Source organism: Prescottella sp. D32, from assembly GCF_037287305.1.
GTDB classification, from domain to species: domain Bacteria; phylum Actinomycetota; class Actinomycetes; order Mycobacteriales; family Mycobacteriaceae; genus Prescottella; species Prescottella equi.
Map to the genome: position 1 here is coordinate 921105 of NZ_JARBSW010000002.1, position 12553 is coordinate 933657.

Sequence of the window (12553 nt, forward strand, 5' to 3'; positions counted from 1 at the left end):
AAGGGATGTGAGGTACTGATGGCGCAGATTCGTGAGATCGATGTGGGAGCTCCGCAGACGCGTTTCGCACGCGGTTGGCACTGCATCGGTCTGGAGAGCGAGTTCCTCGACGGAAAGCCGCACGCGATCGAGGCGTTCGGCACCAAACTGGTCGTCTTCGCGGACAGCCAGAACAAGCTCCACGTTCTCGACGCGTACTGCCGGCACATGGGCGGTGACCTCAGCCAAGGTGAGATCAAGGGCGACTCGGTCGCCTGCCCGTTCCACGACTGGCGTTGGGGCGGCAACGGCAAGTGCACCGACATCCCGTACGCCCGTCGAGTGCCGCCGATCGCACGGACCCGCTCGTGGATCACGCTGCAGGAGAACAAGCAGCTCTTCGTGTGGAACGATCCCGAGGGCAACCCGCCGCCGGACGACGTCACGATTCCGCGCCTGCCGGAGGTGTTCACCGACGAGTGGACCGACTGGAAGTGGAACCGCATCCTGGTCGAGGGTTCCAACTGCCGCGAAATCGTCGACAACGTCGTCGACATGGCGCACTTCTTCTACGTCCACTTCGGCTTCCCCAAGTACTTCAAGAACGTCTTCGAGGGCCACGTCGCGTCGCAGTACCTGCAGAACCACGGCCGGCCCGACGTCGGCAGCATGGGGACCCAGTACGGCGATTCGGTCCTGGACTCGGAGGCGTCGTACTTCGGTCCGTCGTACATGGTCAACTGGCTGCACAACAACTACAGCGGCTACAAGGTCGAGAGCATCCTGATCAACTGCCACTACCCGGTGACCCAGGATTCCTTCGTGCTCATGTACGGCGTGGCCGTGGAGAAGCCGAAGGGGCTCGACGACGCCACCAGCGACAAGCTCGCCACCAAGTTCACCGAGGGTGTGGCGATGGGCTTCGAGCAGGACGTCGCGATCTGGAAGAACAAGACCAAGATCGAGAATCCGCTGCTCTGCGAGGAGGACGGCCCGGTCTATCAGCTGCGTCGCTGGTACGACCAGTTCTATGTGGACGTCGCCGACGTCGACGAGAAGGCCACACAGCGGTTCGAGTTCGAGATCGACACCAGCAAGGCCGTCGAGGCCTGGCAGCGTGAGGTCGACGCGAACCTGGCACGCCAGGCGGAGGAGAAGGCGGCGGCCGAGTCGGCCGCCGAACACAAGACGGGAGTGTGAAGATGACCTCGACCTGGGCCAAGGCCCCCAGCTACGCCGACAGCCCGGCCCGGGTCGAGGCCGTCCGCGCACAGACCGCAGTGGACCAGCACAACTACCTCGAGCAGGGGCTGCAAGAGGTGCAGTGCCGCGCGTGCGGAACATGCGTGCTCGTCCAGAAGAACAGCTTCAAGCACACCAGCATCCAGTGGCAGGGCAACCCTGCCGAGGTGTGCCCGGAGTTCACGGCCGCCGGCGGGCGTGCCGGGTCGCGTCAGACGTGCCCCCGACTGCTCAGCAGCATCCAGCACGCGGTGATGGAAGGCATCCTCGAGGTCCCGGAGGAACGGCGGACCGACTCCGCCGGCTGACGTACCCACCAGCGCCCACCGCGAGGCCCCGAACCGCGCAACGGTTCGGGGCCTCGCCGCGCCCGGCCGGCCCGCCTCTCCACCCTCTCGCCGACGTGACTGCAACACGTGTTCGTTTGCAACCGAGGCCGGTGTAAAGACCCGGCAATACTTCCTGGCAGAAAGCATGGACTGTCATGCACCTAGTTCTATAACGTGTTCTACATGAGCAAGCAGGAATACGACATCGTCGTCGTCGGCAGCGGCGCAGCCGGCATGACCGCAGCCCTCACCGCGGCACACAAGGGGCTGAGTGTGGTCGTGATCGAGAAGGCCGCCCACTACGGCGGCTCGTCCGCACGGTCGGGCGGAGGTGTCTGGATCCCGAACAACGAGGTACTGAAGCGGGACGGTGTCACCGACACCGTCGACGCGGCGCGCACCTACCTCCACAGCATCATCGGCGACGTCGTCGATCCCGCGAAGATCGACACCTACATCGACCGTGGACCCGAGATGCTGTCGTTCGTCATGGAGAACAGCGCCCTCGAGCTGCAGTGGGTGCCCGACTACTCCGACTACTACCCGGAGGCGCCGGGCGGGCGGCTCGGCGGACGCTCCGTCGAGCCGGTCCCGTTCGACGGCAATCGGCTCGGTGACGACCGCAAGAACCTCGAGCCCGACTACGTCAAGGCCCCACGGAACTTCGTCATCACCCAGGCCGACTACCGCTGGCTCAACCTGCTCATGCGCAACCGCCGCGGACCGCTGCGTGCCATGAAGGTCGGCATGCGATTCCTGGCGGCCAAGGCGCGCGGCAAGGATCTCCTGGTCCGCGGGCAGGCCCTCATGGCCGGCCTCCGACTCGGCCTGCGCGACGCCGGGGTCCCGATCCTGCTGAACACCCCGCTCACCGAGCTGTACACCGAGGACGGCGCGGTGCGCGGCGTGAAGGCACTCGTCGACGGCCCCGACGGACCGACCGAGCAGATCATCCGGGCCCGCCACGGCGTCGTCCTGGGCTCGGGCGGATTCGAGCACAACGACGAGATGCGCAAGAAGTACCAGCGCGCCCCGATCGGTACCGAATGGACCGTCGGTGCCGCGGCCAACACCGGTGACGGCATCGTCGCCGGCCAGAAGCTCGGTGCGGCAGTCGAGTTCATGGAGGACGCGTGGTGGGGTCCGTCGATCCCGCTCACCGGCGGCCCCTGGTTCGCGCTGTCGGAGCGCACGCTGCCCGGCAGCATGATGGTCAACACCCGCGGCCAGCGCTTCGGCAACGAGGCCGCACCGTACGTCGAGGCGACTCACATGATGTACGGCGGCAAGTACGGCCAGGGCGAGGGTCCGGGCGAGAACATTCCGACCTGGATGATCCTCGATCAGCGCTACCGCAACCGGTACACCTTCGCCGGCATCACGCCGCGCTCTCCGTTCCCGGGACGCTGGCTCAAGGCCGGAGTGGTCGTCAAGGCCGACACGATCACCGAACTCGCGGAGAAGGCCGGGCTGCCGGCCCACGCGCTCACGGAAACCGTCGAGCGGTTCAACGGCTTCGCGCGCAACGGTAAGGACGAGGACTTCGCGCGCGGCGACAGTGGCTACGACCACTACTACGGCGATCCGCGCCTGAAGAACCCGAGCCTCGCCGAGATCAGCAAGGCGCCGTTCTACGCGATCAAGATGGTGCCCGGCGACCTCGGCACCAAGGGCGGCATTCGCACCGACGTCGACGGTCGCGCGCTGCGCGAGGACGGCTCGGTCATCGAAGGCCTGTACGCGGCCGGCAACTGCAGCTCTCCGGTCATGGGCCACACGTACGCCGGACCGGGCGCGACCATCGGTCCCGCCATGACGTTCGCGTACCTCGCGGTGCTCGACATCGCCGACCGTGCCCGTGCCGCAGCGCCGTCCGTGACGAACTGACAGGAGACGACAGTGCCCATCGATCCGTCGATCGCGATCGGAGCCGAGCTACCGGCTCAGGAGTTCTCCTGGACTCCCTCGGACGTGCAGCTGTACCACCTCGGAATCGGTGCGGGCGCACGCCCACTCGATCCCCGGGAGCTCGCCTACCTCGACGACGTCAAGCCCCAGGTGCTGCCGACGTTCGCGACGGTCGTGGCGAACATCCACGCGACCGAGGCGCCGCGGGTGTCGTTCCCGGGCGTCGAAATCGACCTCGCGAAGGTCGTCCACGGCAGCCAGGAGGTCACCGTCCACGCGCCGATCCCCGCCAGCGGGTCGGCGCAGACCACGACTCGGATCGCCGAGGTGTGGGACAAGGGCAAGGCCGCGGTGATCGTGCAGGAATCCACTACGGTCGCGCTGGACGGGTCGCCGTTGTGGACGGCCCGATCGTCGATCTTCGCGCGGGGCGAGGGTGGTTTCGGGGGTGAGCGCGGACCGTCCGAATCGGTCGCTCTCCCCGACAGGACACCGGATTTCGAGTCGATTTCGCAGGTCCTGCCGCAGCAGGCGCTGCTGTACCGGATGTGCGGTGACCGGAACCCGTTGCACTCGGATCCGGCATTTGCGACCGCTGCGGGCTTTCCGGCGCCTATTCTGCATGGACTGTGCACCTACGGGATCGTCTGCAAGGCTGCCACCGACACCGTCCTCGACGGTGATGCCAGCCGCGTCAAGGGATTTCGCGCTCGTTTCGCCGGGGTAGTCTTCCCCGGCGAAAGCCTCCGGACGCGAATGTGGCGCGACGGCGACCAGCTGCTGATCTCCGCAACCGTTCCCGAGCGTGACGACTCACCGGCCCTGGCCGACGTCGTGCTCACTGTCGCCTAGCGACGTCCGCACACAGCTGTACCGGTCGGGTCGGCGTCCACGCCGACCCGACCGGGAATATCTGCACCCGTACTTCTTTCCCCTCACACACCTTGGAGTACACGAATGACGCTCAACGACGAGCAGTTACGGCTGTCCCGGCGAGGATTCCTCACCGCGGGCGCTGCGGGCGCCGGCGTGCTGGCAGCCGGCGCACTCGGCGGCTGGACCCCGGCCTTCGCCGTCCCTGCCGGTTCCGCCGGCTCCCTCGGATCGCTCGGATCGACCGGGCCGGTCGCGCCGCTTCCGACGCCGCCGGACTTCCCGAACGACATCGCACTGTTCCAGCAGGCGTACCAGAACTGGTCCAAGGAGATCATGCTGGACGCCACTTGGGTCTGCTCGCCCAAGACACCACAGGATGTCGTTCGCCTTGCCAACTGGGCGCACGAGCACGACTACAAGATCCGCCCGCGCGGCGCGATGCACGGCTGGACCCCGCTCACCGTGGAGAAGGGGGCCAACGTCGAGAAGGTGATCCTCGCCGACACGATGACGCATCTGAACGGCATCACGGTGAACACGGGCGGCCCCGTGGCCACCGTCACCGCCGGTGCCGGCGCCAGCATCGAGGCGATCGTCACCGAACTGCAGAAGCACGACCTCGGCTGGGCCAACCTGCCCGCTCCGGGTGTGCTGTCGATCGGTGGCGCCCTCGCGGTCAACGCGCACGGTGCGGCGCTGCCGGCCGTCGGCCAGACCACGCTGCCCGGTCACACCTACGGTTCGCTGAGCAACCTGGTCACCGAGCTGACCGCGGTCGTCTGGAACGGCTCCACCTACGCACTCGAGACGTACCAGCGCAACGATCCTCGAATCACCCCACTGCTCACCAACCTCGGGCGCTGCTTCCTGACCTCGGTGACGATGCAGGCCGGCCCCAACTTCCGTCAGCGGTGCCAGAGCTACACCGACATCCCGTGGCGGGAACTGTTCGCGCCGAAGGGCGCCGACGGCCGCACGTTCGAGAAGTTCGTCGCGGAATCGGGCGGCGCCGAGGCGATCTGGTACCCGTTCACCGAGAAGCCGTGGATGAAGGTGTGGACGGTCTCGCCGACCAAGCCGGACTCGTCGAACGAGGTCGGAAGCCTCGGCTCGGCGGGCTCCCTCGTCGGCAAGCCTCCGCAGGCGCGTGAGGTCTCCGGCCCGTACAACTACATCTTCTCCGACAACCTGCCGGAGCCCATCACCGACATGATCGGCGCCATCAACGCCGGAAACCCCGGAATCGCACCGCTGTTCGGCCCGGCGATGTACGAGATCACCAAGCTCGGGCTGGCCGCGACGAATGCCAACGACATCTGGGGCTGGTCGAAGGACGTCCAGTTCTACATCAAGGCCACGACGTTGCGACTCACCGAGGGCGGCGGCGCCGTCGTCACGAGCCGCGCCAACATCGCGACCGTGATCAACGACTTCACCGAGTGGTTCCACGAGCGCATCGAGTTCTACCGCGCGAAGGGCGAGTTCCCGCTCAACGGTCCGGTCGAGATCCGCTGCTGCGGGCTCGATCAGGCAGCCGACGTCAAGGTGCCGTCGGTGGGCCCGCCGACCATCTCGGCGACCCGTCCGCGTCCGGATCATCCGGACTGGGACGTCGCGATCTGGCTGAACGTTCTCGGCGTTCCGGGCACCCCCGGCATGTTCGAGTTCTACCGCGAGATGGAGCAGTGGATGCGGAGCCACTACAACAACGACGACGCCACCTTCCGGCCCGAGTGGTCGAAGGGGTGGGCGTTCGGTCCGGACCCGTACACCGACAACGACATCGTCACGAACAAGATGCGCGCCACCTACATCGAAGGTGTCCCGACGACCGAGAACTGGGACACCGCGCGCGCTCGGTACAACCAGATCGACCCGCATCGCGTGTTCACCAACGGATTCATGGACAAGCTGCTTCCGTAGGGCCGCCTGAACCGTTCCACCGACGCCGGTGGTGCCCGAGTAGCCGCTCGGGCACCACCGGCGTCGTCGTGTGCCGGGCGGGCACCGTCGGCGTACCGTCGAAAGTGATCGGTGACAGTCGCGAACGAGGGAGTGCTGTCATGACATCGTCGAATCCGGAGCCTGTTCCTCCCCCGCCGCCGACCGGCCCGACGGAACCCACGACCGGGTACGCGGGCGGTCCGCAACCACACCAGCAGCCCCCGGCTCCACCTCCGGCCAACGCCGGCTGGGCGGTCGCTTCCCTGGTCGCGTTCTGGCCCCTCGCGTTCGCGGCGTTCAGCAACGCGTTCGAGGTGTATCCGAGGTGGGCGCGCGGCGACTACGCCGGCGCGCAGTACGCGTCGGATCGGGTCCGCAAACTGGGGCAGCTGTCGTTGTGGATCCTCGGCGGAATTCTCGTGCTGCTCGCGATCTCGTACATCGTCATGGCGGCGGTGTGGATCTCGCACGGTGGGTACGACGACAACTGGCACCGCGGCCGGATGGGCTGGTAGCGCGGCCGGATGGGCTGGTAGCGGTCAGCTGACGCGGGCCGGGTCGGGCCCCGGGGCGTCCGCGTCCACCCGCGCGGTGCCGGTCCGGAGCCGCAGCGGAACACAGACGACGACGATCAACGCGACCGCCGAGACCGCCGCGCCGAGCCAGAACAGCCGATCCAGCCCGATCGGCGAGGGCACCGCGGTGGCGCCGACCATCACCGCTGAAGCCGCGAGGACAGCCGCACCGACAGCACTCGCACCCGAGGTTCCGACCGCGCGAACCAGGCTGTTGACGCTGTTCGCCGACGCCGTCTGGTCCAGTGGCACCGCCATCGTGATCAGGACCGGCATCGCGGCGAGCGCGAACGCGACGCCCACCGAGACGACGAACGCGCTGATTCCCACCGTGAGGACACTGCTGCCGAACACGCCGCGTTCGACGAAACCCAGACTGATCGCGCCCGCCCCCACGGCCAGGGTCGCGCCGGCGCCCCACGCGCGAATCATCGCGGCCGACACCGGGGCGAGGAAGATCATCACGACGCCGCCCGGGAGCATGACGAGACCTGCTGCCGCGGCGCTGAGCCCGAGGCCGTGCCCCTCCGACCTCGGCACCTGCAGTTCCTGCGTGGACGCGTAGGAGCTGAGGAACATGGCGAACCCCAGAAGGAGCGCACACAGGTTGGAGACGAGGACCGGCCGTCGGATCGATGTCCGGAGATCGACGAGCGGATGGGACACCCTCGACTCCAACGGGATCCACACCGCCAGCCCGATCACACCGGCAGTCGCGAGCCCCACGGTGGGCAGACTCCCCCACCCCCAGGTGCCGCCCTTCGAGATCGCGAGCAGCACTGCGCTCAGGGCGGACGTCAACAGCGCCGCACCCGCGTAATCGAAACGGCCCGCGGCGCGGGTGTTCGACTCCGGGACCACGAACGGCAGCAGCACCGCCATCACGACCGCGAACGCCGCGGGCACCCAGAACAGGGACTGCCAGCCGAGATGTTCGTGCAGGACGCCGGCGAGCGGCATCCCGAGCACACTGCCGATGCCGATCGTCGCGCTCATCAAGGCGACACCACTGCCGAGCCGTTCGGGCGGAAGGACGTCCCGCATCATGCTGATGCCGACCGGCATGAGCGCCATGGCGAAGCCCTGCAGCCCGCGACCGACGACCGCCGTCACGAAGCCCGAACCGACGGCCGCGACCACCGATCCGGCGATCATCAGCCCGAGGCACACCAGCATCATCGCGCGCTTGCCGAACATGTCGGCGAGCTTGCCGATCAGGGGTGTGCCGACAGCGCCCGTCAACAGCGTGACGGTGACCAGCCAGGAGGCGCTGGTCGGCGGGACGCCGAGGTCGACCGCGAACGCCGGCAGGACGGGAACGACGAGCGTCTGGAGGAGCGCCACCAGGATCCCGCTGAGGCTCAGTACCCCGATGACGAGCCCGCTCCGCGCGGTGCGCGGAGCGGGCGGGGGATCGACTGTCACCCGGTCACACGGGCGGCATTACCGGCATCGATGGGAAGCACGGTGCCGCTGATGTGGGCGCTGGCTTCGGCGGCGAAGAAGAGCACTGCACGGGTGATCTCGAACGGGTCGAGCCACGGCACGGGCTGCGCGTGCAGGGACTGGAAGACCGGGGCGACGTCGTCCATCGTCGGTTCTTCGAGATCCGGTCGCATCATCGAGTAGAGCGCCTTGTTGTGGATCATCCCGGTCGAGATGTTGCCGGGCGCGATGGCGTTGACGGTGATGCCGTTCTGGGCGAGATCGAGCGCGGCGCTCTTCGTCATGCCGATGACGCCCCACTTCGATGCGGCGTACGCGACCATGTTGGTGTTGCCGGCGCGACCGAGCATCGAGGAGATCGTGACGATGCGTCCGTAGCCCCGCTCGATCATGCCGGGCGAGACCGCGCCGATCGTGTTGAAGACACCGGTCAGATTGGAACCGATGGCCTCGTTCCACTGCGCCGACGTCATCGACTGCACCGGGGCGGCAACCGAGACACCGGCGTTCGCGACCGCGATGTCGACGCGGCCGAACTCGGACTCGGCGCGCGCGACGAGATCGTCCATCGCGGCGCGGTCCGCGGTGTCTGCCTTGACGGCGATGCACTTGCGGCCGGTCGCCTCGACGAGGCGCACGGTCTCGGCCATGTCCTCCTCGGTGCCCAGCGGGTAGAACACCGAGTCGCTGTCCTCGCACCGGTCACAGATGACGACGTCGGCGCCGCGTTCGGCGAATGCCACGGCATGCGACCGTCCCTGTCCCCGGGCTCCGCCGGTGATCAGCGCGACCTTGCCTTCGAACTCCTCCATACTGCTGCTCTCCTCGAGATCGGGGACCGTGACGACACACGGGGTCCGCAACTATCACTACCCGCCAGGGATGTGACTACGGCCACAAGTCCCGCCCAGCGGGAGGCTCCTGCACGCTCCCCACCGAAGCACATTCGACGCCGCGATCGCGAAATGCGACGCGATCGTCACCGTCCGTCGACGAGGATGACGGCCGCCGACACCGCCGCGAGGGCGACGACGGTGACGGCCAGTCCGAGCAGCAGAGCGAACGGATAGACGGCACGACCTGCGTCGAAGCGCTCGCTCACCCGTTCGTACCGGCGGCGGGCCGTCACCACGACGACGGACGCCGACACGATCGCCCACGTACCGAGGACCTGGATTACCACCGAGGATCCGGGCACGTAGCGCAGACAGAGGAAGGCGACCGCGGCGAGGCTCGCGGCCGTGCGCACCCATGCGAGCGTCGTGCGCTCGGGTTGCAGGCCGGGATCCCGCTGCCCCGCGGCCGCCGTGCTCACCGAAGCACCACGATGAGCAGTGTGACGCCGGCGCCGGCGATCATCCCGGCCAGGACGGCCGCGATCGCCGGAACCGGAAGGCTGCGACCGGTGCGCATCGCCGCCTCCACCCCCATCCATCGGAGGAACGCGAAGACCACCAGCAACACCGCGCCGACGAGCAGGCCGACCACCAGGACGGTGTGCACGGTGGGGCCCACGACGTCCGTTCCGAACGCTTCGAGGCCGACCGCGGCGGCGATCAGGCCGAGCCCGGTGCGCACCCAGGCGAGATAGGTGCGTTCGTTCGCGAGCGTGAAGCGCGGGTCCGGATCCTCCCCTTCCCGGAAAGCCCTGGGCCTCCACCCGCGCGTCGTCATCGTGATTGCTCCTCCTCGTGCCCCGGCGATCGTGTCACCGAACGTAACGCTTCAACACGGCCGCGCGCCTGCGCGCCAGCGTTGCACGGCGCCGGGCCGAGTCGACCCGTTCCGTGGTCGCGGGCAGTTCGGCGAGGACCTCGTCGAACCTCACCTTACGCACCGTCGGCGTCGGCAGATCGGTGCCGGTGGCGAGCCACCATCGGTACACGCACCGGGTGAACTCGTTGCCCGCGGTGTCCAGCCAGTTCGCGACGCCGGGGTCACGGTGCGCCACCACGGCCCGGAACACACCGTCGGGGTCGAGCACCGCCTGGTGTCCGTTGAGCGACGTCTGCCGGTAGGTGTAGTCGAGCGACTGTCCCCAGTAGTCACCGAGGTGGATGTTCCAGAAGTGGCATTCCGGCGGCGTCACCTCGAGAATCAGAGCCTCGTCCGGTGCGATCTCGAAAGTGCCACCGCCGTATGCGATGTGCCCACCGTCACCGGCGTACGACGAGCTCACCGCCGGCTGGGTGCGCAGCACGTTGCGGTCGCCGTCGCGCAGGCTGTACATCGCCGCCCAGTATTCGGCGAAGCCGTCGACGAAACGTCCGACGGATTCCACCTGGGCTGTCACGGTGACCGGCTCGGTGACCGGGCCGGACCCGTGGACGTCGATCCGCTCGATCGACAGGTGGTACGGATCCTCGGCGTTCCAGTCGTAGAAGTACTGGCGGGTGATGATGTCCCTCGTCGCCGGCGGCATCGGCAACCAGTTGCCGTCGTGCGGTTCGGCGCTGATGATCACCTCGAAATCACCGTTGTCGCGCAACGCTATTCCGCCAGGGTTGGAGATCGCACCGAGTGTCGACCCGGTAGCGGCCTGGAACGCGGCCCGGAAGTCCTTCGGCCGGTCGCCGTCCGACTGCGCCTTCTCGTACAGGGTCACGGTGTCGTACAGCGTGAGTCCGATGTAGCGGGCTCGCCCACCGGTTCCGGTGAGCCGGTACGTCCCTGCCGGGTCGAGCACCGCGTGGCCGAACAGGCAGTCCGGGGACTCCGTCGCGTACCGCTTGGTGTTGTCCTGCAGGTGTCCTAGCTCGGGGTAGTCCGGATCGGCGCTGAAAACCACCTGCTCGAGGCCGGCGTTGAGCAGGTTGAGCAGGTACCGGTAGCCCGCCGCCCGCATCGCGGGGTCGTCCGACCGCGGGTCGCCCGCGATCACCTTCGAAGCTCGGGAAAGGTTGTCGCACAACCCCTGCCACGCCGCGTCGAGATCTTCGTTGCGCCGCCGGCGCTCGTCTGGAGCCTGCACGGCGCCCCCTCAGGCCGGCACGTCGCCGAGAATGGCGACACGTTCCATCACGCGGCGGTGCGGGAAGTAGTCGCTGGCCGCGTAGTGCTGCGTGGCACGGTTGTCCCAGAACGCGATCGAGTTGGGCTGCCACCGGAACCGGCACTGGAAGTCGGGCACCTTGGCCTGGTCGAAGAGGTGGCGCAGCAGCGCCTCGCCCTCGACCGGGTCCATGTCCGGGATGTGTGTGGTGAACAGGCTGTTGACGAACAACGTCCGGCGGCCCGTCTCGGGATGGATCCGGACGATCGGGTGTTCCACCGGCGGGAACTGTTCCTGCATCGCCGCAAGCTTCTCGGGACTCATCGACCGACCGAACGAGGGAACGAAGTCGTGGACCGCGACGCGTCCCTCGATCTTCTCCTTCACCTCGTCGGACAGGCAGTCGTAGGCGTTCCCCATGTCGGCCCACAGCGTGTCGCCACCGGCCGGCGGCACCTCCAGCGCCCGCAGGACGGACCCGAGAGGCGGCCGCTTCTGCCACGTCACGTCGACGTGCCAGATGTTCTCCGTTCCGGGACTGTCCTCGCCTCGTTCGAAGTGGACCACCTCGGGAACCTCACCCTGGGGAAGCAGCGGATGCACCTCCAGTTCACCCCAGTGACGCGCGAAGTCGCGGTGCTGGGTCCCGGTGATCTGCTGATCACGGAAGAAGACGACTTTCCATTCCAGCAGGGCCCGGCGCAATTCTTCGATCGCCTCCGGACTCGGATCCCGCAGATCCACGCCGTGGATCTCCGCACCGATGAACGGCGTCATCGGCCGCACCTCGAACTGCGTGTAGGGCTCCGACGCGAAACCGTCGGCGCACCTGCGCATCCCGCGCGGTCCGAACTCGATCGAATGGCCGCCGATCTCGACGGTTCGACTACTGGTCAGCGTTGCCATGCAAGTCTCCTGGCTTTCGAGGGATCCCGCTCCGAACACACCACCGCCGACGCGTCCGTTCGGCTGAGCCGACGAGTACGTCCCCGGCAAAGTATCAGTCAGCGACTTAAATCGTCAAGACACTGACTTAAACTGTCGAAACATGCTGTCTGGAAAGAGCATTGAAGAAGTCAGCGGCGGGACGGAGGCAGCCAGCCCCGCCACCCACTGAGTGGGACCCGCGTCACAGGACGCCGTCCGGGTGGGACTAAGGTCCCTTCCCCGGGGCGACTTCGCCACCACCCCGACTCCGTCGCGAACGCCACCGCCAGGCACCTCCCTCACGACTTCCTCACGACGACGAGCCGATCTGCGCC

Annotated in this window: 12 protein-coding genes; 6 read left to right on the plus strand and 6 right to left on the minus strand. The window is 67.7% G+C overall.

The features are described from left to right. Positions 1-18 precede the first annotated feature (18 nt). From PSS76_RS13935 to PSS76_RS13960, 6 genes are all read left to right on the plus strand, one after another. Positions 19-1179, plus strand: coding sequence for a 3-ketosteroid-9-alpha-monooxygenase, oxygenase component (locus tag PSS76_RS13935; RefSeq protein ID WP_005515610.1), 1161 nt, complete (start codon positions 19-21; stop codon positions 1177-1179). After that, a complete protein-coding gene (locus PSS76_RS13940) occupies positions 1176-1529 on the plus strand; it encodes a hypothetical protein (protein ID WP_005515611.1) in 354 nt (117 codons plus the stop codon). Before PSS76_RS13935 ends, PSS76_RS13940 begins: the two co-directional genes overlap by 4 nt. A gap of 204 nt (positions 1530-1733) precedes the next feature. Then, the gene (gene kstD, locus PSS76_RS13945) at positions 1734-3437 is read left to right on the plus strand and encodes a 3-oxosteroid 1-dehydrogenase (protein ID WP_337456269.1); all 1704 of its coding nucleotides are present in this window, start codon (positions 1734-1736) and stop codon (positions 3435-3437) included. Between the two features lie 12 nt (positions 3438-3449). Then, the gene (gene chsH3, locus PSS76_RS13950; RefSeq protein WP_005515613.1) at positions 3450-4310 is read left to right on the plus strand and encodes an enoyl-CoA hydratase ChsH3; all 861 of its coding nucleotides are present in this window, start codon (positions 3450-3452) and stop codon (positions 4308-4310) included. A gap of 105 nt (positions 4311-4415) precedes the next feature. Continuing rightward, positions 4416-6257 carry a cholesterol oxidase substrate-binding domain-containing protein gene (locus tag PSS76_RS13955; protein WP_013414842.1) on the plus strand — a complete coding sequence of 614 codons (1842 nt, stop codon included), beginning with the start codon at positions 4416-4418 and terminating at the stop codon, positions 6255-6257. A gap of 140 nt (positions 6258-6397) precedes the next feature. Further along, the gene (locus PSS76_RS13960) at positions 6398-6793 is read left to right on the plus strand and encodes a CD225/dispanin family protein (protein WP_084968333.1); all 396 of its coding nucleotides are present in this window, start codon (positions 6398-6400) and stop codon (positions 6791-6793) included. Positions 6794-6817: 24 nt separating this feature from the next. Here PSS76_RS13960 and PSS76_RS13965 read toward each other — a convergent pair whose 3' ends face one another. From PSS76_RS13965 to PSS76_RS13990, 6 genes are all read right to left on the minus strand, one after another. Then, positions 6818-8278: an MFS transporter gene (locus tag PSS76_RS13965; protein WP_005515616.1), complete on the minus strand. Its 1461-nt coding sequence runs from the start codon at positions 8276-8278 to the stop codon at positions 6818-6820. Beyond that, positions 8275-9111 (minus strand): mycofactocin-coupled SDR family oxidoreductase, encoded by an 837-nt coding sequence (locus PSS76_RS13970; RefSeq protein ID WP_013414839.1) that lies wholly within the window; start codon positions 9109-9111, stop codon positions 8275-8277. The genes PSS76_RS13965 and PSS76_RS13970 overlap by 4 nt, the downstream gene beginning before the upstream one ends. Positions 9112-9278: 167 nt before the next feature. Continuing rightward, the gene (locus PSS76_RS13975) at positions 9279-9614 is read right to left on the minus strand and encodes a DUF202 domain-containing protein (protein WP_005515618.1); all 336 of its coding nucleotides are present in this window, start codon (positions 9612-9614) and stop codon (positions 9279-9281) included. Then, the gene (locus PSS76_RS13980; protein ID WP_005515619.1) at positions 9611-9973 is read right to left on the minus strand and encodes a YidH family protein; all 363 of its coding nucleotides are present in this window, start codon (positions 9971-9973) and stop codon (positions 9611-9613) included. The genes PSS76_RS13975 and PSS76_RS13980 overlap by 4 nt, the downstream gene beginning before the upstream one ends. Positions 9974-10007: 34 nt before the next feature. Beyond that, positions 10008-11270: a DUF1214 domain-containing protein gene (locus tag PSS76_RS13985; protein ID WP_145273659.1), complete on the minus strand. Its 1263-nt coding sequence runs from the start codon at positions 11268-11270 to the stop codon at positions 10008-10010. Positions 11271-11279: 9 nt separating this feature from the next. After that, complete coding sequence (locus PSS76_RS13990; protein ID WP_084865768.1) at positions 11280-12197, minus strand: TauD/TfdA dioxygenase family protein; 918 nt, start codon at positions 12195-12197, stop codon at positions 11280-11282. Positions 12198-12553 lie beyond the last annotated feature (356 nt).

What these genes read in the sequence shown, in the direction of transcription:
- PSS76_RS13935 (WP_005515610.1), top strand. Translation starts at nt 19, where the DNA reads ATGGCGCAGATTCGTGAGATCGATGTGGGAGCTCCGCAGACGCGTTTC.
- kstD (WP_337456269.1), top strand. Translation starts at nt 1,734, where the DNA reads ATGAGCAAGCAGGAATACGACATCGTCGTCGTCGGCAGCGGCGCAGCC.
- PSS76_RS13955 (WP_013414842.1), top strand. Translation starts at nt 4,416, where the DNA reads ATGACGCTCAACGACGAGCAGTTACGGCTGTCCCGGCGAGGATTCCTC.
- PSS76_RS13960 (WP_084968333.1), top strand. Translation starts at nt 6,398, where the DNA reads ATGACATCGTCGAATCCGGAGCCTGTTCCTCCCCCGCCGCCGACCGGC.
- PSS76_RS13970 (WP_013414839.1), bottom strand. Translation starts at nt 9,111, where the DNA reads ATGGAGGAGTTCGAAGGCAAGGTCGCGCTGATCACCGGCGGAGCCCGG.
- PSS76_RS13980 (WP_005515619.1), bottom strand. Translation starts at nt 9,973, where the DNA reads ATGACGACGCGCGGGTGGAGGCCCAGGGCTTTCCGGGAAGGGGAGGAT.
- PSS76_RS13990 (WP_084865768.1), bottom strand. Translation starts at nt 12,197, where the DNA reads ATGGCAACGCTGACCAGTAGTCGAACCGTCGAGATCGGCGGCCATTCG.